The sequence below is a fragment of the Formosa bonchosmolovskayae genome, from assembly GCF_051016085.1.
Taxonomy (GTDB): Bacteria; Bacteroidota; Bacteroidia; order Flavobacteriales; family Flavobacteriaceae; genus Formosa.
The window spans coordinates 908,721-931,767 of sequence record NZ_CP174605.1; the positions used below are offsets into that span (position 1 = coordinate 908,721).

17 protein-coding genes are annotated in these 23,047 nt (G+C 34.9%); 8 read left to right on the forward strand and 9 right to left on the reverse strand.

What is annotated here, in order from left to right; translation table 11 throughout:
• Nucleotides 1-152 precede the first annotated feature (152 nt).
• Nucleotides 153-392: a hypothetical protein gene (locus ACKC83_RS03820; RefSeq protein WP_414036531.1), complete on the forward strand. Its 240-nt coding sequence runs from the start codon at nt 153-155 to the stop codon at nt 390-392.
• Here ACKC83_RS03820 and ACKC83_RS03825 read toward each other — a convergent pair.
• Nucleotides 389-838 carry a nucleoside deaminase gene (locus tag ACKC83_RS03825; RefSeq protein WP_434037076.1) on the reverse strand — a complete coding sequence of 150 codons (450 nt, stop codon included), beginning with the start codon at nt 836-838 and terminating at the stop codon, nt 389-391. The genes ACKC83_RS03820 and ACKC83_RS03825 overlap by 4 nt on opposite strands.
• A gap of 40 nt (nt 839-878) precedes the next feature.
• On the opposite strand from ACKC83_RS03825, the gene dxs reads away from it, so the two are divergent.
• Nucleotides 879-2,651, forward strand: coding sequence for a 1-deoxy-D-xylulose-5-phosphate synthase (gene dxs, locus ACKC83_RS03830; protein WP_434037077.1), 1,773 nt, complete (start codon nt 879-881; stop codon nt 2,649-2,651).
• Between the two features lie 73 nt (nt 2,652-2,724).
• Here the strand turns inward: dxs and ACKC83_RS03835 are convergent, their stop codons facing one another.
• Entirely contained in the window at nt 2,725-5,919 is a 3,195-nt protein-coding gene (locus ACKC83_RS03835; protein ID WP_434037078.1) for a PA domain-containing protein, read from the reverse strand.
• A gap of 62 nt (nt 5,920-5,981) precedes the next feature.
• Nucleotides 5,982-7,325, reverse strand: coding sequence for a dGTP triphosphohydrolase (dgt, locus tag ACKC83_RS03840; RefSeq protein ID WP_434037079.1), 1,344 nt, complete (start codon nt 7,323-7,325; stop codon nt 5,982-5,984).
• A gap of 230 nt (nt 7,326-7,555) precedes the next feature.
• Between dgt and ACKC83_RS03845 the strand changes: the two genes are divergently transcribed.
• Nucleotides 7,556-10,354, forward strand: a complete 2,799-nt coding sequence (locus ACKC83_RS03845; RefSeq protein WP_434037080.1) for a TonB-dependent receptor domain-containing protein — start codon at nt 7,556-7,558, stop codon at nt 10,352-10,354.
• Nucleotides 10,355-10,380: 26 nt separating this feature from the next.
• Nucleotides 10,381-12,300 (forward strand): hypothetical protein, encoded by a 1,920-nt coding sequence (locus ACKC83_RS03850; RefSeq protein WP_434037081.1) that lies wholly within the window; start codon nt 10,381-10,383, stop codon nt 12,298-12,300.
• 82 nt (nt 12,301-12,382) lie between these two features.
• Here the strand turns inward: ACKC83_RS03850 and ACKC83_RS03855 are convergent, their stop codons facing one another.
• Nucleotides 12,383-12,742, reverse strand: coding sequence for a toxin-antitoxin system YwqK family antitoxin (locus ACKC83_RS03855; RefSeq protein WP_434037082.1), 360 nt, complete (start codon nt 12,740-12,742; stop codon nt 12,383-12,385).
• A gap of 789 nt (nt 12,743-13,531) precedes the next feature.
• Between ACKC83_RS03855 and ACKC83_RS03860 the strand changes: the two genes are divergently transcribed.
• Nucleotides 13,532-15,847 carry an inorganic phosphate transporter gene (locus ACKC83_RS03860; protein WP_434037083.1) on the forward strand — a complete coding sequence of 772 codons (2,316 nt, stop codon included), beginning with the start codon at nt 13,532-13,534 and terminating at the stop codon, nt 15,845-15,847.
• A gap of 220 nt (nt 15,848-16,067) precedes the next feature.
• Here ACKC83_RS03860 and ACKC83_RS03865 read toward each other — a convergent pair whose 3' ends face one another.
• Nucleotides 16,068-16,634, reverse strand: a complete 567-nt coding sequence (locus tag ACKC83_RS03865; protein ID WP_414036522.1) for a DUF3109 family protein — start codon at nt 16,632-16,634, stop codon at nt 16,068-16,070.
• Nucleotides 16,635-16,729: 95 nt separating this feature from the next.
• Here ACKC83_RS03865 and ACKC83_RS03870 point away from each other — a divergent pair, with 95 nt between their 5' ends.
• Nucleotides 16,730-17,311: a MarC family protein gene (locus ACKC83_RS03870; protein WP_414036521.1), complete on the forward strand. Its 582-nt coding sequence runs from the start codon at nt 16,730-16,732 to the stop codon at nt 17,309-17,311.
• Between the two features lies 1 nt (nt 17,312).
• Nucleotides 17,313-17,516: a hypothetical protein gene (locus ACKC83_RS03875; RefSeq protein ID WP_414036520.1), complete on the forward strand. Its 204-nt coding sequence runs from the start codon at nt 17,313-17,315 to the stop codon at nt 17,514-17,516.
• 43 nt (nt 17,517-17,559) lie between these two features.
• On the opposite strand, the gene ACKC83_RS03880 is transcribed toward ACKC83_RS03875, so the two are convergent.
• From ACKC83_RS03880 to ACKC83_RS03890, 3 genes are all read right to left on the reverse strand, one after another.
• On the reverse strand, nt 17,560-19,149 hold the full coding sequence (locus ACKC83_RS03880) for a S41 family peptidase (RefSeq protein WP_414036519.1): 1,590 nt from the start codon (nt 19,147-19,149) through the stop codon (nt 17,560-17,562).
• Nucleotides 19,149-19,580: a deoxycytidylate deaminase gene (locus tag ACKC83_RS03885; protein ID WP_414036518.1), complete on the reverse strand. Its 432-nt coding sequence runs from the start codon at nt 19,578-19,580 to the stop codon at nt 19,149-19,151. Before ACKC83_RS03885 ends, ACKC83_RS03880 begins: the two co-directional genes overlap by 1 nt.
• A 159-nt stretch (nt 19,581-19,739) precedes the next feature.
• Nucleotides 19,740-20,327, reverse strand: a complete 588-nt coding sequence (locus tag ACKC83_RS03890) for a HupE/UreJ family protein (RefSeq protein WP_434037084.1) — start codon at nt 20,325-20,327, stop codon at nt 19,740-19,742.
• 338 nt (nt 20,328-20,665) lie between these two features.
• Here ACKC83_RS03890 and ACKC83_RS03895 point away from each other — a divergent pair, with 338 nt between their 5' ends.
• Nucleotides 20,666-21,541 (forward strand): arsenite methyltransferase, encoded by an 876-nt coding sequence (locus ACKC83_RS03895; protein WP_434037085.1) that lies wholly within the window; start codon nt 20,666-20,668, stop codon nt 21,539-21,541.
• Nucleotides 21,542-21,656: 115 nt separating this feature from the next.
• Here ACKC83_RS03895 and ACKC83_RS03900 read toward each other — a convergent pair whose 3' ends face one another.
• A complete protein-coding gene (locus ACKC83_RS03900) occupies nt 21,657-23,036 on the reverse strand; it encodes a sugar porter family MFS transporter (protein ID WP_414036515.1) in 1,380 nt (459 codons plus the stop codon).
• Between the last annotated feature and the right edge of the window lie 11 nt (nt 23,037-23,047).

The window sequence follows — 23,047 nt, forward strand, 5'->3', positions numbered from 1 at the left end:
ACCTATAACACCACACGACATCACTTAGCATCTAAACCCTATTAAATAGTATCGCATTTAATATTATAAGAGATGTAAACAACAAAATATCTATAAGTAATTGGTACTTTTAACGGCTCAAAGATACCACGTAATAAATAGTACAAATTAACATGAAGCAACTCATCATTATATTAGGTCTTCTTGCCTTTGGAAGCATTTTCTCAGGTTTAATATTCGACTTCCCGAACTCCGAAAAGCTTATTGGATTTGGTGTTGTGGGCTTATTTTTAGTTGTATTTCCTATATTTTCTTATTACCGATGGAAAGACAAGGATCCCAAAGATTATATGTTGACTAAGGAGAATTTAGAAAAAATGCGGGAACGAGAAGGAGACGAAAGAAAACTCTAATTCAGATTCCGTTTTTCCACAAAGAACCGCTTCATTAACACAGAAGCCTCTTCGGACATGACACCACCTTTTACAACAGTTTTAGGGTGCAACTTTGTATTTAAATTAATACAACCTCGCGATTCATCCCTCGCGCCATAAACAATATTCGAAATCTGACTCCAATACAAGGCACCACCGCACATTTGGCAAGGTTCTAAGGTGACATATAACGTACATTTTTTAAGATATTTTCCACCCAAAAAATTAGCTGCCGCTGTAATCGCTTGCATTTCGGCATGCGCTGTAACGTCGTTTAAAGTTTCGGTTAAATTATGTGCTCGTGCTATAATCCTATTATCGATAACAATAACAGCACCAACCGGAATTTCCCCTTTATCGAAAGCGACCTCAGCCTCCTGAAGCGCTTTCTTCATAAAATAAGAATCATCAAAAATATTTTCCATAATGTAAAAATACAATTTCAAAACGTACATTTGTATCTGTATGACACATTTACTACAACATATTAATTCCCCAAAAGATCTTCGATTATTGCCTAAAGAAGATTTACCAAAACTCGCCAAAGAATTACGCGATTTCATTATTCAAATAGTAGCTACAAAAGAAGGACATTTGGGTGCCAGTTTAGGCGTTGTAGAGCTTACTATTGCTTTGCACTATGTGTTTAATACACCGGAGGATATTTTAATTTGGGATGTAGGGCACCAAGCTTACGTGCATAAAATATTAACAGAACGCAAAGCGCTTTTCGATACCAACAGGCAACTCGGAGGATTAAGCGGTTTTCCTAAACGTGACGAAAGTATATACGATGCTTTTGGCGTGGGACATTCGTCTACTTCCATTTCGGCAGCTTTAGGCATGGCTATTGGTTCTAAACTTAAAGGTGATTTTAATAAACAGCATATTGCTATAATTGGCGATGCCTCTATTGCTAGCGGTATGGCTTTTGAAGGTTTAAATCATGCAGGTGTTACCGATGCGAATTTATTAGTTATTTTAAATGATAACGCCATTGGAATAGACCCGAGTGTTGGCGCTTTAAAAATGTATTTAACCAATGTTAAACGCGGTACTCAAAAACAAGATAATATTTTTGAAGCCCTCAATTTTAATTATTCAGGACCTATAGATGGGCACGATTTACCAAAAGTAATTTCGGAATTAGAACGATTAAAGACGGTTCCAGGCCCTAAATTCCTACACCTTATAACCACTAAAGGGAAAGGATTAAAGCAAGCAGAATTAGACCAAGTAAAATATCATGCTCCCGGAAAATTCAATGCCAAAACAGGCGATCTGTTTGCAAAGTCAAACACCATATTACCACCAAAATTTCAAGATGTTTTTGGCTACACTATTGTGGAATTAGCCAAAACCAATGAAAAAATAATAGGTATTACTCCCGCTATGCCTACAGGAAGTTCTTTAAAATTTATGATGAACGAATTTCCAGATCGTGCGTTCGATGTCGGGATCGCAGAGCAACATGCTGTGACTTTATCGGCTGGATTAGCCACCCAAGGATTTATGCCGTTTTGCAATATCTATTCTACATTTTTACAACGCGCATACGATCAGATTATTCATGATGTCGCTATTCAAAATTTACCTGTTATTTTTTGCTTGGATCGCGCAGGATTGGTTGGAGAAGATGGCGCAACACACCAAGGTGTTTTCGATTTGGCCTATTTAAGATGCATACCTAACCTGATTATTTTTGCACCTAAAGACGAAATCGAACTACGCAATATTATGTACACAGCTCAATTGGGATTAGAACATCCTATTGCCATTCGTTATCCGCGTGGTAGAGGACGAGAACTCAATTGGAAACAGCCCTTTTCAAAGATAGAAATAGGTAAAGGCGAAACGCTTAAACGCGGAACAAAAATTGCCGTATTAAGTATAGGAACCATGGCTAATAATATTGAAGACGCTCTAAATCTGTTAAGCGAAAGCGAACAAAATAGCATCGCTGTTTATAATATGAGATTTGTAAAACCTTTAGACCAAGACTTATTGCATACCATTTTAGGAACTTATTCTAAAGTATTCACTATTGAAGATGGTACCATTGTAGGCGGATTTGGAAGTGCCGTTTTAGAATTTGCTGCGACACACAATTACACCGCATCTATTAAAACTATTGGGATTCCTGATACATTTATTGAACAAGGATCTATTACAGAACTTCAGAAGTCGTTAAACCTTGACGCCACCTCTTTGGCAACTTTACTATTAAAAAGTTTATAAAATAAGCTGTTATTAAAACAAAAAAGAGGAACGACTAGCGTTCCTCTTTAAAATATTTAAAAATCGTTTAGTATTATTCAATAATAAACTTTTTAGTTGTAGATGTACCACCTTCTGTAAATTTCGCTAAATACACTCCAGAAGCCACATTAATACTAATATCGCTTGCAGTGTTTCCGCTTAAATTTAAATCCTTCACATAAACGGTTTGTCCGCTTAAATTAAAAATCTGAAGATTAACTTCACCAAGGTTTGTTTTAGAATTCACTTGGAATTCTCCGTTAGACACAGTAGGATATAAAGAAATCCCAGATGCTAACACATTTTCTTCGATACTTAAAGCTTCACCAGTAAATTTCCCTGAGAATACACCTCTACCGTAAGTCGCTGCATAAATCGTGTTATCGTCTCTTAAGTCTAAGTCCATTACTTTTACATTACTCATACCATTAAATGCTGATTTCCATTGTGGAGAATCGCTAGAGAAATCTGTTGTGTACCAAACTCCAAGTTCTGTTCCAACAATAACTTCGTCTGCTTTTAATGGGTTTTGTAAAATTGCTTTTACTGGCATATCTGGTAAATTACCATCTTTCTGGCTCCATGTTGTACCTCCATCGTTAGTAAACCAAATGTTATTTACACCGTAGTTATGGAAGGTTACAAAAATATCGTTTGATGTTTGTCCGAATTCGATATCAGAAATACTCCCTACAAATGATGGCCCTGTAATTTCTGTCCATCGCTTTCCGAATGGAGAAATAGGGTTTTCTACTTTTAATAATTTACCGTTTTCTAACCCAAGATACACTAAACCACTAGAACTTGTCGCATAAGGATCTACTTGTAAGGCTAATACTGGTGAATCCAATAAAGCATTTTTTAAAGTAGATAATGCATAAGGCGCATTCCCTTTTGTTCTATAAATTTTAACTGCATTTTCTGTTTCTGATGAATAATTTGAATACAAAAGATCTAATCTAGAATCTAAAACTTGTGGGTTAATAAATTCTCCGATTTCGTCACGCTCACTATTAATAGTAGTGAATACATTTGTTTTATAATCGTACTTAACAATAGAGATATTATAAATATAGTTTGTAATAACATACGTATCTGTACCATCCTCATCGAATAATGTATACGCACCATCACCTCCGGTAAGCTCGTCTGAAGCACCTATTCCCGCAGCTGAATTTGCAAAATATTGTGTCCCGTTATCTTGAGCTCCTGCTGCGAAATAATCGCCTTCAATTGCTTGAGTTGGAGCCACACCAACAGTATAAAACTGCGTTACATTATATCCGTTATTTCTAGTCATTGGAAGTGTCCCACTCGTTGCTGAATACGTTACTCCACCATCATGACCAAATAACATTTTTGAAGAGTCTCCATTTCCAAAAACAATAGCATGTTGATCTGCATGAACATAAGGGAAACCATAATTTCCTAACCAATGAGATAATTGAGTCCATGCATTTCCTCCATCTGTACTGCTAAATAAATCGATACCTCCAACGAATACTTTTTCATCGTCTGTAGGATCTAATTTTATAACTAAATCGTAAAAGGCTTGACCTCTAGTAAAATCGTTAGCATTTATACCTGTATCTGCATCATCTGGTAATGTTAAATCTGTAGTAGTAGCAAAACCATCTGTAGTTTTTACCATGACAACAGGAACATTAGACCCTTCTGCCAATACATATAATTTATTGGCATCTGTAGGAGATGCTGCAATTTGAGTTCGTCTCGCTGCTAATGATTTTTTCAAAACAAATGCATTACCATCTGTAGATGCAAAAATAGCACCGCCACCATCTCCATTGATCTGATTCGTTTTAGAAGCTACCCAAACCGTGTTGTCTGCTCCTATTTCAATATCATTTGGCTCGTAACGATTTCCAGATGAAGTTAATGGTAAACCTAATAAACTCCATGACTCACCAGCATTTGTAGATTTAAATAATCCATAATCGTCAGGTCCGAAAAGTGTACTTGGAGAAGCATCGCTATAAAAAGTTGCCCCTGCTGCTATGTAAACTTCAGAAACACCATTATTATCTCTAACAACAATATCGTTAACATGCTGATTTCCTTTTAAAACATAGAATCCAGCATACTCACCAGCAGTAGCAGTAATCGTAGCATTAACAGTGTTTCCAGCACTCATCTCTGCGACTAATTTACTTCCTGCGTCCATAGTAATCATTACTGAAGGAATGTTAATAACACCTGCTAAGTCTTCACCTCCCATAGATATTGGAGAACCATCTACATTATTAATAACTATTACAGCCTTTGCTCCTGCATTTTGTGCATTAATTACTTTTTCGGTAAAATCACAGTTACCACGGTATACTAATGCAATTTTTCCATTAATCTCTGATCCATTGACTAAAGCAGTACAGCCTTCTGTTGCTGTTGCTCCACCAGCATCTACTAATACTAAATTTTCTGTAATATTAGTTGTTGCTTTTGGTCCGAAACTGGCACTTATAGATAAATAAGACCCGGCAATACTACTAGGAGAATTAATAACAACTTCAGAATCGGTTTGTAAGATTGTTTCGCCTTCAGCGCCACCAAAAACATGATTCCAAGAATTTCCACCGTCTGTAGATTTCCAAACTCCATTACCATTAACATCTCCAGAAACATAAGATTCTCCTGTACCTAAGTACATAATTTTAGAGTTATTAGGATCTACAGTAATACATGTTATATTTAAATTTTCTGGAATACCAACACTTGTCCACACTGTTGCTGGATCTGATATTTTTGTGTTTTTCCATAAACCACCACTAACACCACCTGCAAAAACAGTTTCGTTAGTTGCATCGTTTGGATCGAAAAGAAGTGCACGTGTACGTCCACCTACATTGTTTGGTCCACGTTCTACCCAGTTATTATTAGAATCGTCTCCAGGAACACGACCTGTCGCTAAACCTGCAGTACGTTCGTTTAATAATTCTTTTTGAATAACCGCTAGGTTTTCTGGTGTTGGTTTACCTAAAGTCGGGTTCATAGTTAGCTCCCATAAACGTTCCATAAAACGCTTTGGTGGTAAACCTTTAGCTGCACGATCTTTTTTAGATAAATCCTTAGTTGCTTTAAAAGGACTGCTTTCCAAATTCTTTTTATGTAAAGCTCTTGTTTCGGTAATTGAAAGCGTTTTAGTGTCGTTGTCTTTTTTGCTATTAGAGCAACTAAAAGTAAAGGACAAACTCACTATTAGCCCTAATACGAGTGGTAATTTTTTATTCATAAATATTTGGTTTTTTACAAAAATAAACTAATAATCAAGCCATGCAAAAATTAAGATCTTAATTAATAATGCTTGCCCGAAAACTTTCGGAAGGTAAGAATAGCCTGGCTGTCAGAAAATAGTGACACATAATGACAGACGTTTAACAATCTTAAATACAAATCGTCTTCGTTGAAATTAATGGTTTTTGGAAGAATCTTCAAAATAAGCTTATCATAGCTCGACGCATTGTGATTATAGCCATTATTTACGGCCGTAATATATGTATTTAATAATTTTGAAATCACGGCATAACCAGAAATTTCCTTATCTAAAACCTCTTGAGATTGATAAATTTTATCGATACTAATCTTAATAATATCGTTTATTTGAGCCTCGTATTTACTTTTATCTAAAAGCGAAATTCCGAATGTACCGTTTAAAATAGCTTCTTCATTAGCTTCAAAAACGGAAATAGCTTCATTAATTAAGGTGTTTATAGCCAAAGCTCTTAAATAACTAATACGATCTTGGGTATTATTTAGCTGATGATATTTATTAATATCGATAACCTCCTTCACTAATTTAATAAGGTATTCTAAAGCGAATTCTTCTTCAATTAAACCCAGATTAATACCATCTTCAAAATCGATAATAGTATAACAAATATCGTCTGCAGCCTCTACTAAAAACGCTAAAGGATGTCGTTTAAAACTCACATCGTCAGAAGTACCTGTCTTAATTAAACCCAATTCCTGAGCCACATCTAAAAAAGCATCTTTTTCGCTCTGGAAAAATCCGTATTTCTTATCGGACACTTGTTGCGATGGCTTTTTAGGTAAAGATTCTTTGGGATATTTTATAAATGCGCCTAAGGTTGCATAACACAATCGCAAACCTCCTACACGCCCCTGACGACTCTGAGTTAAGATTTTAAATCCGTTAGCATTCCCTTCAAAATCGCATAAATCCTGATATTGTTTAGGCGTAAGCTCGTCTTTAAATTTAAGTCCGGCTCCTGTTTTAAAAAATTCGCCAATAGCCTTTTCACCCGAATGTCCGAATGGCGGATTCCCGATATCGTGAGCTAATGCGGCCGAAGCAACTATGGCTCCAAAATCGTTTGGCAAGTAACCATGTTCGGATTTAAGCTTTGGGTATTTCACTAATAGCTTCTCTCCTATTTTACGTCCTAAGGATCGCGCCACCACGCTAACCTCCAAACTATGAGTTAATCGCGTGTGTACAAAATCTGTTTGAGACATTGGTATCACCTGTGTTTTATCCTGTAAACTTCTAAATTCTGACGAAAATATTACACGGTCGTAATCTACTTCAAACCCCAATCGCGTTTCATCTTGGTCCTTTCTTAACCGTTTATTAACATCTCCAAAACGTTTTAGAGATAATAATTGTTCCCAATTCATAATAGTATTTTAGTAAGCGCAATATAGCACTTTCTAATATACATAGTACTTCTAGCCCGATTGATAACACTTTTTTAAAGCTTCAATGTTAACAGAATGTTTACAGAATTCGAAAACTTGACAGATTCTCTAACTTTAAATTAACTTTTTTATCACTTATCATTAACCCGTGATTCTAGAAGATTCGGAAAAACAGAAGTTTATTTGCCCTTGTGAAAATAAACGACAAAATGAAACAATTTTTAATAGCATTAGTATTTTTAACGACCGCGTTTTCTTACGCTCAAGACACCGGTTCGATAGTAGGTAAATTAACAGATAAAGAGTACAATAACGAATCGCTTGCCTTTGCAAACATTTTAATTAAAGGCACCACCAAGGGTACAACATCTGATATGGATGGTTTATACGCTTTCGAAAATTTAGAGCCTGGAACTTATACCTTAATTTATAGTTTTGTAGGGTATGAAACTCAAGAAATTCCGCTTACTGTTGTTGTAGGTAAAGTAACGGAAGCCAACGTAGTAATGGGAGCAAGTGCTGCCGCATTAAGCGAAATAGTAATAACAACAACGTCTAGAAAAGATAGCGAAGTTGCCTTACTGCTAGAACAAAGAAATGCTGTAGAAATTAAAGAAAGCATTGGTTCTATAGAATTAGCTAAATTAGGAGTAAGCGATGCCGCAACTGCCGCTACTAAAATCTCTGGTGTTTCAAGTAGTGAAGCTTCTGGAGACGTTTACGTAAGAGGTTTAGGAGATCGTTATTTATATACAACGCTAAACGGAATGACTGTCCCTTCTGACAATGTGGACAAGAAAAACATAGACTTAGGTCTTTTCCCTACACGCCTTGTACAAAGTATATCGATAAGCAAAAACTTTTCGCCAGAAAATTCTTCAGACCAATCTTCAGGAAGTATCGATATTACTTCTAGAAGCTTAAATGGTATTAATGAACTTCAGTTTGGTTTCGAATCTGGTTTAAATACACAGGCTATTGGACAAAGTAAATTTAAAAGAACAGCGAACCAAGACGATATTTCTTTTGGTTTCTATTCTAGTAATATGACTACAAAAGATGCGATCACTCAGCAATCTTGGGATACAGAAAGCACTACTTTGCCAATAGATTATAGTTACACCTTAACTGCAGGAACTAAAATAGGAGATAAATTTAAAGTCTTGTTTAGTGGTTCTCAATCTAGCGATTTTGAATATAACGAAGGTACATTCCAACAATTCAACAGAAACCTTTTAGACGTAAATTACACAGATGCTACAAACTACAGTAACACAATTAGTACTACTGGTCTTGTAGATATGTCTTACGATTTTGATGATAATCATAACGTAAGAGCATTAAGCTTATTTGTTAATAAATTGACCGATCAGGTTTTTGAAGCAGGTAGAAATCGCGATGGTTTTGTCTTTGAAGAAGTTAACGATCCAGACAGCTATAGCCAATATGTAGTAGACCAAAACACCATACAAACACGATTATGGATTAATCAAATTATGGGAGACCATCAAATTGGGACAAGAAACCACTTGACATGGGGATACGGATACAACCAAATGGATGCAGATGAGCCTAACCGTATTAGAAACGAGGTTAACATAAAAAAACCTACAGATACAGAAGCTGAAACTATTGAACTAGCAAACCAAGGTGGTACACAACAGAGAAAATCGTTTCAAGATATTGAAGACTCTGAATATAGCGCACGTATAAAAGATGTGTTTAACGTATTCGAAAACGACACTATCTCTTCATTAAAACTAACAGTTGGAGGTAACTACCGATATAAAACTAGAGATTTCGAATCGCAAGTGTACGGTGTCGATGAAATAGGTGCTCCAGGACAAGTTGTTCCTCCATCAATAGACGATATAGGTTCTGTATTCACTCAAGAAAACTTCGATAACGGGTCATTAAGTTTAGTGCAACAATTACCAGATACCTATAATGGAGAATTAAATTCTGCTTCAGGATTCTTAAGCGTTAATTACTCAATAAATAAATTCAACTTCATTTTAGGAGCACGTTACCAAAATGACGAAATTATAGTAGACTATAACGTAGGAAATGCACCAGGTGGAAGAGATGGAAGTGTCACTAAAAATTACGACAATATTTACCCAGCCCTTAATGTAAGATATGCTTTAAATGAAAAAAACAATTTCAGATTAGCGGCTAGTAAAACAATCACATTACCAGAATTTAAAGAAATAGCTCCTTTTGGATATGTATCTCCAACCAATCAAGTTGTAGTTGGTAACACGGGTCTTGAAGCAAGTAATGTTTATAATTTCGATATTAAATGGGAACTTTTTCCTTCTAGAAAAGAACTTATTTCTGCAACTGGATTTTATAAGTACATAGACAACCCAATAAACAGAACTTTAGATAGAGGATCTTCAGGATACTTCTCTTTCTACAACACGAGTGATAGAGCACAAGTTATTGGATTAGAATTAGAAGCAGATCTAGGTTTAGTATCTTCGACAGAAGATAATGGTTACAATTTAGATTTAGGTTTCAACTTCACAAGAATGTGGCATACTCAAGATTTAAGAACCTTTTATAACTACAACGGAAGTATCGCAAATACGTTTACCTATAACGGTAAAGATGAAATAGGGTTAGAAGGTGCTTCAGACTATATCGTGAATGCTTCCCTAAACTTTTCTACAAACTGGGAGCGAGCATTTAACGCTAACATTTCTGGAAACTATGCATCAGATAAAATTTATGCCTTAGGAAGTGCTCCAGACAGTCAAACAACACAATCTAACTTATACAACAACGAAATTATAGAAAAAGGTTTTGTGGTATTAAATGCAACATTTAGCCAAGAACTTTCAGACAATATCGATTTAAGCTTTAAAGCATTCAACCTACTTAATCCAGAAATTAAAAGGACTCAGGATGTAAGAAGTATTGCAACAGGAACAGAAAGTACAGAAACAATTAGATCATATAAAAACGGAGCTACAATCTCCTTAGGAGTAAACATTAACTTTTAGAATTAAATTTATTTAAACATAACAAAATGAAAAAGACAATTAGAAAAATTTCAATTTTAAGCGCAATTGCGGTATTAAATGTATTCGCTTTTAGCTGTAGTAGTGACGATGATTCTACCGGAGGCGGTGGAGGTGGTACTGATGATTCAGTATTAGAAGGTTCTATTACCGAGAACATGACTCTTGATCCATCAACGGCTTACACACTTCCTGCAAGACTAAGCGTAGAAAGTGGAGCAACTTTAACTATTCCTGCAGGAACAAACATTACAACAGGAGTTGGAACAGATGTTTACATTGCTGTACAAAAAGGTGGTAAAATTAATATTAATGGTAGTGCAGATTCTCCAGTAGTTATGGGACCAACTGCAACAGGAAACTGGGGTGGACTTGTAATCTTAGGAGATGCAACAACCACTGCTGGTACAGATGCTTCTGCTGAAGTAGGTGGACTTATTTACGGAGGTACTAACGATTCAGATAACTCAGGTTCTATTAACTATTTAATTATCAATAAATCTGGAGCTCAAATTAATTCAGATTCTCAATATAACGGTTTAACACTTTACGCTGTTGGTTCTGGAACTTCAATTTCTAACGTAGCTATTTTAAATGGTACTGACGATGGTGTTGAATTTTTTGGAGGAACAGTTAACGCATCTAACATTTACGTTCAAGATTTAGAAGATGATGCTATCGACTGGACAGAAGGTTGGAACGGTACTTTAACAGATACTTATGTATTAAACACTGTTGCTGGTTTTTCTACAGTTATAGAAGCTGATGGTGTAAATGGAAATCCAACAATTACAAACTTCACTGCTGTTTCTAGTGTTGGAGGAAAAGCATTACAATTTAAAGCTGAATCTGGAGCAACTATTACAGGTCTTTCTTTAAGCGGATATGACACTACTTTAGACATGGCAAATGATGGTCCTTTAGCTAACATTTCTATAAATGGTGAAGTTGCAAATTTAGAAGATGGTTACACTGGTCCTGCTACTGTAGACGCTAGTATGTTTGACTGGGTTCAAGCTGGAAACAATTCAATCTTAACAGGATCTATCTATGAAGACATGACTTTAGATGCATCTGTTACTTATAACCTACCTGGTATTTTAAGTATCGAAGACGGAGCGTCTTTAACTATTCCTGCTGGAACAACAATTAACACTGGAGTTGGTACAGATGTTTATATAGCTATCCAAAAAGGAGCTCAAATTTTTATTGAAGGAACAGAATCTAATCCTGTAGTAATGGCACCAACATCTGAAACTGGTGTATGGGGAGGTTTAGTTATCTTAGGAGATGCTACTACTACTGCTGGTACAGATGCTACTGCAGAAGTAGGTGGACTTATCTACGGAGGTACTAATGATACTGATAACTCTGGATCTATCGCATACTTAGTTATCAAACAATCTGGTGCTCAAATTAACGCAGATTCTCAATATAATGGTTTAACACTTTACGGTGTTGGTAGTGGAACTTCTATTAACAATGTAGCTTTATTAGGTGGATTAGATGATGGTATCGAATTCTTCGGAGGAACGGTAAATGCAACTAATGTTTACGTACAAGATTTAGAAGATGATGCTATCGACTGGACAGAAGGTTGGAATGGTACTTTAACAAACACATACGTATCTCATAACCAAGCAGGTTTCTCTACAGCTATCGAAGCAGATGGTTTAAATAACAACCCTACAATTGTAAACTTCACTGCAGTTTCTACTGTTGCAGGTAAAGCATTACAGTTTAAAGCTGAATCTGGAGCAACTATCACTGGTTTATCTTTATCAGGTTACGCTACAATTATAGACATGGCTAACGATGGTCCTATAACAAACGTATCTATTAATGGTGAAGTAGCTAACGAAAACAGCCTTTACGATGGTGCTGCAACTGTAGATGTTGCAACATTCTCTTGGGCAACTTCTTTATAAGCCTTTCTTTTACAACACAAATTATTAATATAAAAAAAGCATCCTTAACAGGATGCTTTTTTCGTATATTATATCGTTTGGTTTATTGACTTACTACACGGGTAGATTTGTTATTCCATTCACTAACACTAGCAATAGCGTTGTTAGAATAGTCTACTTCTTTTAAAGTATCTTCTCCCCAGAAAAACCATTTTCCAACTTTTTCTCCGTTATTATAATTTGCAGCAGTAAGTTTTTTACCAGAAGCATCATATTGTTTCCATTCTCCTTGTAACTTACCATCTAGCGTATAAAATCCTGTTTGGCTTATAACACCATTCTCGTGGAAATACGTGGCCTCAATAAGTTGAGTGCCTTCGTTAAGTTTTAATTCTCTTTTATCTTGTGCAAATGTTACTACTCCCATTAGTAAAGCAAGAGCAAATATTATTTTCGTTTTCATAGTCCGTGTTTTTTTAATTATACCTCAAAGATAATCAATTATTAACATTCAGGCAATCATTTGGTAACATTAATTTAACATTGAAGCTTATTTTACTGATTTTCAACCAAATACTATGTTAACATTACAAAAAGACACTTAATACTAACATAATAATAGGGTTACACTTACATAAAAGAGAATCCGTTTCTTTGCAGTATTCATATAATCTATTAGTTTTTGTCGACTATTTATCATGAAGTAAAGAACTGTCTTTTTTAAGGCAGTTCTTGTTTTTTATACCTCCTAAAATACAAAATAAAACCTTGCAATCACAGCTGTTAACCGGAATTCCATAAAAAACGTTACAAGGTAACTGCTGTTAATAGGTAAATATTAGAGACTCCTTTTCACCCTCCTTTACACTATTATTATTCTAAAAAAATAAGTGTCCGCTAAAAAAATACAACTGTATAATTCCCCGCGTTCCAACATCACTATTTTAAATTAAAAATGGTATCTTCTGCTTTTAAAATAAAACGACACTATTTAAGGGACACTATAGATGTATTTAAAATATAAATAATTAAAACAGTATTTCAATTCAAACTATTCAAGATTTAAAGTTAATGCCTTAAATATCATCAACATTTGGTTTAATTTTAATGAAATAAAATAACAAACCTCATCACCAAAAACCTATAAAATGACCTCAATTAAGACTTCCAATTTTATTAAAAATCATAACATTAACGTAACGTGTCAGTCCGAAACACTATTGATATTTGCAATCTATTATTAAAATTAACAATGGAGAATATATATCTATTAATGATTGTTGCTTTAGGCGTTTTGGCTATAGCAGATTTAGTTGTTGGAGTAAGTAACGATGCTGTAAACTTTTTGAATTCCGCTATAGGATCGAAAGCAGTTTCGTTTAAGTCTATAATGATTATTGCCAGTTTAGGGGTTGCCATAGGAGCCATCTTTTCTAGCGGTATGATGGAAGTCGCTAGAAAAGGAATATTTAACCCTAGCGAGTTTATGTTTAGTGAAATCATGATTATATTCATGGCGGTAATGATAACAGACATATTATTACTCGATTTCTTTAATACCATTGGGATGCCTACATCTACAACGGTATCTATAGTCTTTGAGTTATTAGGAGCTTCGGTTGCGATTGCCTTAATTAAAATTGGTCACGATGGTGGTAGTTTCTTAGATTTAGTAACGTATATAAACACCTCTAAAGCCACACAAATTATAGTAGGAATACTACTATCGGTTGTGATAGCCTTTTCTGTCGGTGCCGCCGTACAGTGGGTTACGCGTTTATTATTATCTTATAATTTCATTAAAAAAGCAAAATGGGTAGGTGCACTTTTTGGAGGTGTAGCTATTTCTTCAATTTCATATTTTATCTTTATTAAAGGTATTGGAGGGACCTCTTTCGCTGAAGAAAGTTATGCCATTTTAGACGGTTTAACCATATCTCATTATTTAGAAAATCACGTTCTATTTATATTGCTAGGAAGTTTTATTTTCTGGACTGCAATCTCCTATTTATATATTGCGGTTTTAAAACTAAACATTTACAAATTAATTATAATCGTGGGTACCTTTGCATTGGCACTAGCTTTTGCAGGAAACGATTTAGTAAACTTTATTGGAGTACCAATCGCTGCTTGGCAATCGTATCAGGTATGGTCTACGTCTGGAATACCAGCAGATCAATTTAGTATGGAGGTTTTAGCCGAAGCGGTTAGAACACCTACATTACTGCTTTTTATCTCTGGAATGGTAATGATTGCGACTTTGTGGTTTTCTAGCAAAGCCAAGGCTGTAGTAAAAACATCTATCGATTTATCTTCGGAAAATGCAACCACTAAGGAACGTTTTCAACCTAACTTCTTATCTCGAGGTTTAGTGAGAACCGCTGTAGGTATTTCTTACGTTTTTAATTCTATAATTCCTGGTAAAGCTCAGGAGAAAATAGATAAGCGTTTTGAAAAACCAACCATCGCCCTGAATAAAGATAAAAAATACGAATTACCTGCTTTTGATATGGTTCGTGCCGCTGTAAACCTTATGGTTGCTAGTGTACTTATATCTATTGCAACCTCTATGAAGCTGCCTTTATCTACAACTTATGTTACTTTTATGGTGGCTATGGGTACATCTTTAGCCGATAGAGCTTGGGGAGCAGAAAGTGCTGTATATCGTGTTGCCGGTGTATTAAACGTAATTGGAGGTTGGTTCTTTACTGCTTTTATCGCCTTTATTTCGGCTGCCATTATCGCATATTTAATAAACTTACACGTTCCATCTATGGTTGGTATCTTATTATTAATTGCACTGATATTACTAATAAGAAACTATTTAAAACTTAATAAGAAGAAAAAAGAGCTTAAGGCAGAGCATCAATTAATTAGGGCAGAAAGTAGCTCGATTCAAGGTGTTATACACGAAAGTGCTAAAAACATTTCTAACGCTATAAAACGTGTTAACAAAATTTACACGGGCGCTATAAACGGACTATCTAAACAAGATCACCTAGCTTTAAAGCAGAATAAAAAACAAGTTGATAAATTAGGTAACGAGATAGATGAGTTACGAGATAACATCTTCTATTTTATTAAAAACTTAGACGATTCTAGTGTTGCGGCAAGTAACTTCTATATTAACATATTGGGATACTTACAGGATATGACGCAGTCTTTAGAATACATTTCTAAAGTAAGTTATAAACACGTAAACAACAATCACAAAAAACTTAAATTCAATCAGATAAAAGAACTTAAGCAAATCGATTCGTTATTTGAAAACTTATTCAATAAAACGCAAAAAGCATTTGAAACCAGTTCTTTTGAAGAAATTGGAAATATATTAAGTGAGAAAGAAACGTTATATAAAGAAATTACAGAAAAAATTCAGAAACAAGTAGAGCGTACAAGAACAGAAGAAGTGAGTCCTAAAAACACGACTTTATACTTTAGTTTATTGTTAGAAACTAAAGACTTGTTAACCGCTACAATGAATTTATTAGAAGAGTACTATCATGCACATGACGGAACTTCTATTTCGACAATCATTAACGAGTCTACTTCGCCAGAAGAGGAATAGAGCATATTATCCTCGCATCGTTTCGAGTATAAAAAAGAAAGCCGTTTAGTTAACTAAACGGCTTTCTTTTTTTTATATCGTATTCCTAAATCTAGACGGCTTTAAAACAGGCTATAAACCCTATGGTATTAGACTGTACCTTACTTCCTAATTTATATAACTACAACCAAACTAATAAGTACGGACTGTATTATTGTACTATGCTATCCTTAAAGAGCCTCTATTTATAAGTTTCGGCAACTTTCTCTAGTTCCATATACCAATCTTCGCCAAACTTTCTAATTAAAGCTTCTTTTACAAACTTATAGATGGGCACGCCCAACTCTTGACCAAGCGTACAAGCATCGTCGCATATTTCCCAACGATCGTAATTAACGGCAGAAAACTCGGTAAAATCTTTTATTCGAATCGGGTATAAATGACAAGACACTGGTTTTTTCCATGATATTTCACCTTGATTATAGGCTTCTTCGATGGCACAAAGCGCAGTCTTTTTTTCGTCGAAAATAACATAGGCACAATCGGCTCCATTAATAAGAGGTGTTTCCAATTCGCCAAAATCTGTCACTATAGATGTACCCTGAGCTTCGATAGCATCGATACCTTCCTGACGTAAAAACGGTTTGACTTTTGAATAAATATCGTCCAGAATCTTTACTTCATCCTGTTCTAACGGTGCGCCTGCATCGCCATCTATACAACAAGCACCTTTGCAAGCTGACAAATTACAGAGAAAATCCTTCTCTATAATTTCTTCTGAAATTATGGTTTTTCCTATTTGAAACATGCCACAAAAATAGACAAACTTTATATTTAATTAATACAGATAGTCTGTTTTAATCTAGTACTTTTGCAAAAAAAATAAAATCAAGAAGTAAAATTATGCAATTCAATTTTAAAGAAATATTCACAGCATTTATGATACTATTTGCTGTAATAGATATTATAGGAAACATCCCTATTATTATTGATTTACGTAAAAAAATGGGACAAATTCAAAGTGAAAAAGCATCTATTATCGCAGGTGTCATTTTAATTGTCTTCTTATTTTTAGGAAATAGTATTCTAAAATTAATTGGAATAGACGTAAATTCATTCGCTGTAGCAGGTTCATTTATACTGTTTTTTATCGCCTTAGAAATGATATTAGGTATTACACTTTATAAGCAGGAAGAACAAAGTTCGGTTACGGCTACGGTGTTTCCGTTAGCATTCCCGCTTATTGCTGGTCCTGGTAGTTTAACAACCTTATTATCGCTTAGAGCAGAGTTTAGAACAGAAAACATTATAGTTGCAGTTTTAGCAAACGTTATTTTAATTTACATTGTACTTAAAACATCGTCTGCTATAGAACGTATTATAGGACAAACAGGAATTAATATAATTCGTAAAGTTTTTGGAGTTATATTGCTAGCCATCGCTGTGAAATTATTTGCACACAACATTAAAGCTTTATTTATCTAATATGAAAATACTATCAATAATATTATCGGTAATCGCCCTGGCACTTATTGTTTTCAACCTGACTCAAATTAATTTTGACAATCCCTTTGGAGATGAAAGCATTGTAGCATTAATCACTATAATGGCGTTATTATGCGCTATTGTTTTGTTAGTTATCCTGAATACGTCTAAACGTATTGAAGAAAAGTTTAAAAAGCAGAACTAAATATATTATAAGAATTAAGAATGGTGGGCAGCGTTAATGTATTTTAATGCTGCTCGCTTATTTTTATAACTTCCCTTAGCATAGCGTCGTCTTTATTAAAGACTTCGGTGTACGCCCCTTTTCCGAATAACTGATCGGCAATAATAGCCTTTAAGAATAATTTCACTTCGTCTTGATAAGACACAAAAGTTATATTAGCTGCTGTTCGGGCATTTAAGTAATCTTGAAACTCAAGAACCAAATCGTCTTCAACAGTATAATTGTCTATAAAATCACGTTTATTATAGATATCGAAGATGTGCCTATCTTTCTCTAATTCTTCAAAAATAAAATAGCTTATAAAACCGCGTTGTTCTAAAAACAGTAAGGTTTCATTTTCCATATTGGAGTCTATAGGCACAAAGACATCTGGAATAATACCGCCACCTCCATATACCACCTTGCCTTTAGGCGTTGTAAATTTTAAAGAATCTGATACTTTTATTTTACTTGGATCTAATAGCTCTCCGCTTTCTAAACGCTCGAAATATTCGTCGTAATAATCTTTATTTCCATTACTGTAAGAACGCTGTATAGAGCGTCCTGTAGGCGTATAATATCTAGAAACGGTTAAACGCACAGCACTACCATCGCCCAAATCCATTTCGCGTTGCACCAAACCTTTTCCATACGACCTGCGCCCCACAATAGTCCCTTTATCGTTATCTTGCAAAGCACCAGCAACAATCTCGCTTGCCGAAGCCGAATTTTCATTAATTAAAACATATACCTCCCCGTTTTCAAAATCCCCCTTATCAGTAGCGTAGGTATTGTCTATATTTCCTCTTTTATTTTTTGTAAAAAGAATTAGTTTTTCATCCTCTAAAAATTCATCTACAATTTGCTCGGCAACGCCTAAAAAACCACCTGGATTATCTCTTAAATCGATTGTAATTTCCTTGGCTCCCTTAGACTTTAAATCTAATAAAGCATTTTTAAATTCTCTGTATGTAGATTCAGCAAAGCGATTCACCTTAATATAACCAAGTGTATTGCTTAACATATAACTCGCATCTACACTTTTAATAGGAATAATATCTCTCTCGACATCGAAATCTAAAAATTGATTGGTGTCTTTTCTAAACACTCTTAAACTTACTTTAGAATTTTTAGGCCCTTTAAGACGATGAATAATATCTATATCCTCAAGATACTTGCCAAAAAGCGAATCTCCATCGGCTAAAATAATACGATCTCCTCCAAGTATTCCTGCCTTATCACTAGGACCATTATCTACGGTTCTAATCACTGTTACGGTATCTTTATAGGTGTAAAAATGCACACCAATACCAACAAAATCCCCTTTCATGTTCTCTGAAACGCTTTCCATATCCTCTTTAGGAATATAAACCGAATGCGGATCTAAGTTTTGAAGAATACCATTTACAGTAACATCTACAATACTATCGGTATTTACATCGTCTACATACTCGTAATCGATATAATCGATAAGTCGGTTTAGTTTTTCCTTTTTACTATTGGAGGTAAATAACCTATCGGAAGTATCGGAAAAATTTAACTTACCACCAATAAGTACGCCCACAGCTACTGCTGCGCCAATAATTATAGGCAGGTATGTTTTTTTAAGAGCCATTATGCAGATAAATCTTCGATGTATTCTATTTCTATGCCTGCTTTTTCTAAAAAGCTTAACCCGGAATTATCCTTATATTTTTGGCAATACACGACTCTTACTATTCCTGCTTGGTGAATTAATTTACTGCACTCCTTACATGGCGAAAGTGTAATGTATAATGTAGCCCCTTTACAAGATTGTGTGGACGCTGCAACTTTAAGAATGGCATTTGCTTCGGCATGCAAAACATACCACTTTGTGTAGCCTTCTTCATCTTCACAGAAGTTATCAAATCCGGAAGGTGTTCCGTTAAATCCATCAGAAATAATCATGCGATCTTTCACGATAACGGCTCCCACTTGCTTGCGTTCGCAAAACGATAATTTCCCCCACTCTCTTGCTATACGTAAATAAGCTTTATCGTATTTAAGTTGCTTTTTTTTTGGCATTAAAAAAATTTAAATTAGAGCGAGCCCCTAGTATTGCATATAAATAAAGTAAAAACCTCGACCTTATTCTTTTAAATCTAAAGAACTCTTAACGAAGATAATCCGTTAACTTTTTAGTAACAACGGTAATTCGTTAAAATTTTGAGAAAACTTTGTGTTCTAGGCTAATAATTCGTTTTCCATAATCATAGGAATAACCAAACCAATTACAATAGAAGACACCACTAAAACCCAGTCTCGCTTGGAGAATCGGAATACCGTTTGCATGATATAGCTAAACAATAAAACAACGAATACAATAATAACTTGGGCGACTTCAATCCCTAGAGCAAATTCCAATAATGGTACTAATTTATTACTTGCTCCTCCTATTAGTAAATGAAACTCTCTTGCAAATCCTAAACCATGAATAATTCCGAAAAATAAAGCCGAGAAAAACAATACACCCACGCCTTTGTTTATGGTTTTACCTGCAGTAAATATATTAGACAAGGCCATAATAAGAATGGTTATCGGAATTAAAAACTCGACCACAACACCATTAATTTGCACCACACCATACGCTGCTAAAATTAAAGAAATAGTATGCCCTAAAGTGAAAAGTGAAACCAAGATTAATACACGTTTCCAATCCTTGAACACATAAGATACGGTTAAGACTAAAAGAAATAATACATGGTCGTAACCATTAATATCTAATACATGATTAACACCATATTGCACATAAAAAAGGAAATCGTCTAACATACTTAGGGGATTGGGAAATTAAATTAATAAAGATATTTTTATTGATGAGCACCGTTTCTTTAATCCGCGCTCAAATTTTCGAGCGTAAAATTAAGAAAAAGAAATTAGCTTAAAAGATTAACTATTATTATTTGCCAAACAACGCAAGTTTTAAAATTCGCACCGTCTATTTAATCAAAATACAGGAATTTATCTAACCTTAAAAAAATCACAAATCCGTGTAAAATTTTGCTCATTTCCTTACTTAATCGTAATATTACAATATACAATTATCACGTGTTTAATTATTAACATCATTTAAATTCAAACCTGCTTCACAAGCACTAGACAATACGACTATGGACAAAGAGCAAGAATTAAAGAATATAGTAAAAGAACGATACACCACCATTGCAGAACAAGGCAAAGCAGAAAATGCGTCGTCGTGTTGTGGCGCTACAACATCTAGCAATAAAGTGTATAATATTATGATGGACGACTACTCCAAAACTGGAGGTTACGTTGAAGATGCGGATTTAGGCTTAGGCTGTGGATTACCAACACAGTTTGCTAAAATTAAAAAAGGAGATACAGTTATCGATTTAGGTTCTGGTGCTGGAAATGATGCCTTTGTTGCCAGACACGAAACGGGTGCAGAAGGAAAAGTTATTGGTATTGATTTCACTCCGATTATGATAGAAAAGGCACGTAAAAATGCTGATACATTAGGTTATAATAATGTAGAATTTAGAACCGGAGACATAGATAATATGCCTGTAAACGATAATGTTGCTGATGTTATTGTAAGTAATTGCGTTTTAAACCTTGTACCTAACAAGACCAAAGTAATTTCAGAAATTCACCGTGTTTTAAAACCGAATGGTCACTTTAGTATTTCTGACGTGGTATTGGTTGGAGATCTTCCAAAAGCGCTAAAAGAGGATGCCGAAATGTACGCAGGATGTGTGGCGGGAGCTATTCAGAAATCTGAATATTTACAACTTATCACAGATCAAGGATTTAAAAACATGACCATACAAAAGGAAAAACCCATTGTAATTCCTAACGATATTTTAGAAAAATATTTAACTGCAGAAGAAGTCACTGCGTTTAACGAAGGTAATACAGGTATCTTTAGCGTTACCGTATATGCCGAGAAGGCAGGTGGCCTTGAAACGATTACTACAACATCTACAGAAGCTAATTCCTGCACACCAGGTGGCGGTTGTTGTTAAACCAGTATTGGCAATAAGCCGTTATTCACAAAAAAAGTCCCATGCAATAAATGCATGGGACTTTTTCTATGTTCGGTAAGCCTTGACTTTGCGAATCTGAAGTTAAACCAACGCGCTAGGCTTTCCAGAATTTCTCAATCTCTTCAAGAGATTTTCCTTTTGTTTCAGGTAAAAATTTATACGTGATAAATACAATTATTAATATAAAGGCTATAAAAATATAGTAAGGTAAAGAACCGTGCCAAGGCGCACTATTGTTTGTTTCACTTCCCATAACAATTGGAAACGACTGGGACACGACATAATTTGCGGCCCATTGTGCCCCCACAGCCACAGACATGGCAACACTTCTAATTTTATTCGGAAACATCTCGGATAATAAAACCCAAACCACTGGCCCCATAGACAAGGCAAAAGAAGCTATAAATACCAAAACTCCTATTAATGATAACATCCCAACATTTTGTTGCTGTAATGTAATTCCTAATAACAAGAACCCAATAATCATCCCAACCGAGCCAATGTATAGTAATGGTTTTCTTCCAAACTTATCTACAGTGAACATGGCGACAAAAGTGAACACTAAATTCACAAAGGCCAGTAATATTTGTTGTAAAAGCACATCTTCTTTTCCAAAACCAAGTGCTTTTTCAAATATGTCTGCACCATAATACAATACCGCATTAATTCCTGTAAATTGTTGTAATACCGAAAGCACGGTACCTATTGCTATAATTCCTAGAATTGCTTTGGAGAAATAACTCACCTCAACACCATCGTTAGCTTCGTTTAAAGACGCCTTAATATTGGCCATTTCTTTTGAAGCAAGTGCGTCTCCATTAATTTTTTGTAAAACTTCTAGAGCATCTTTATCCCTTCCTTTTAAAGCCAACCATCTTGGACTCTTTGGCACAATAAATAAGAGCACTAAAAACAAAATACTAGGGATTAACTCCGACCAAAACATACGACGCCATCCAAACTCTATATTCTCGGCAACACTTAAATCACTACCAATAAAATATGTTGCAAGAAACACGACAAAAAAACCAATAACAATGGCTAATTGATAATACGTAACCATACGGCCACGAATATTAGAAGGTGCAATTTCTGCAATATACATAGGTGCATTCATAGACGCCACACCAATACCTAAACCTCCAATAATTCTAAAAACCACCAACATACTTACCGTTTGCGGAAACAGTTCTGGTAAACCTGAACCATAGGCCGAAAGCGTAAAAAATACAGCCGATATAATTAAAGATTTTTTTCGACCAATCTTAACACTTAACGGTCCGGCAATAATGGCTCCTACAAAACAACCTAAGAGCGCACTTCCTACAACCCATCCTTTTAAAGCATCGCTTAATTGAAAATATTCTGTAAGATAAAATTGTGCCCCGTTAATAACTCCTGTATCATAACCAAATAACAAGCCTCCCAAAGCGGAAACTGCTGCGATTAATAATAAGAAAAGACTTTTTTTCATTGTTTTAGTTT

Coding starts and splice junctions, on each gene's coding strand:
- ACKC83_RS03860 (WP_434037083.1), top strand. CDS start 13,532: ATGGAGAATATATATCTATTAATGATTGTTGCTTTAGGCGTTTTGGCT.
- ACKC83_RS03835 (WP_434037078.1), bottom strand. CDS start 5,919: ATGAATAAAAAATTACCACTCGTATTAGGGCTAATAGTGAGTTTGTCC.
- ACKC83_RS03885 (WP_414036518.1), bottom strand. CDS start 19,580: ATGCCAAAAAAAAAGCAACTTAAATACGATAAAGCTTATTTACGTATA.
- ACKC83_RS03855 (WP_434037082.1), bottom strand. CDS start 12,742: ATGAAAACGAAAATAATATTTGCTCTTGCTTTACTAATGGGAGTAGTA.
- ACKC83_RS03850 (WP_434037081.1), top strand. CDS start 10,381: ATGAAAAAGACAATTAGAAAAATTTCAATTTTAAGCGCAATTGCGGTA.
- dxs (WP_434037077.1), top strand. CDS start 879: ATGACACATTTACTACAACATATTAATTCCCCAAAAGATCTTCGATTA.
- ACKC83_RS03825 (WP_434037076.1), bottom strand. CDS start 838: ATGGAAAATATTTTTGATGATTCTTATTTTATGAAGAAAGCGCTTCAG.
- ACKC83_RS03845 (WP_434037080.1), top strand. CDS start 7,556: ATGAAACAATTTTTAATAGCATTAGTATTTTTAACGACCGCGTTTTCT.
- ACKC83_RS03875 (WP_414036520.1), top strand. CDS start 17,313: ATGAAAATACTATCAATAATATTATCGGTAATCGCCCTGGCACTTATT.
- ACKC83_RS03865 (WP_414036522.1), bottom strand. CDS start 16,634: ATGTTTCAAATAGGAAAAACCATAATTTCAGAAGAAATTATAGAGAAG.
- ACKC83_RS03900 (WP_414036515.1), bottom strand. CDS start 23,036: ATGAAAAAAAGTCTTTTCTTATTATTAATCGCAGCAGTTTCCGCTTTG.
- ACKC83_RS03890 (WP_434037084.1), bottom strand. CDS start 20,327: ATGTTAGACGATTTCCTTTTTTATGTGCAATATGGTGTTAATCATGTA.
- ACKC83_RS03870 (WP_414036521.1), top strand. CDS start 16,730: ATGCAATTCAATTTTAAAGAAATATTCACAGCATTTATGATACTATTT.
- ACKC83_RS03880 (WP_414036519.1), bottom strand. CDS start 19,149: ATGGCTCTTAAAAAAACATACCTGCCTATAATTATTGGCGCAGCAGTA.
- ACKC83_RS03895 (WP_434037085.1), top strand. CDS start 20,666: ATGGACAAAGAGCAAGAATTAAAGAATATAGTAAAAGAACGATACACC.
- ACKC83_RS03820 (WP_414036531.1), top strand. CDS start 153: ATGAAGCAACTCATCATTATATTAGGTCTTCTTGCCTTTGGAAGCATT.
- dgt (WP_434037079.1), bottom strand. CDS start 7,325: ATGAATTGGGAACAATTATTATCTCTAAAACGTTTTGGAGATGTTAAT.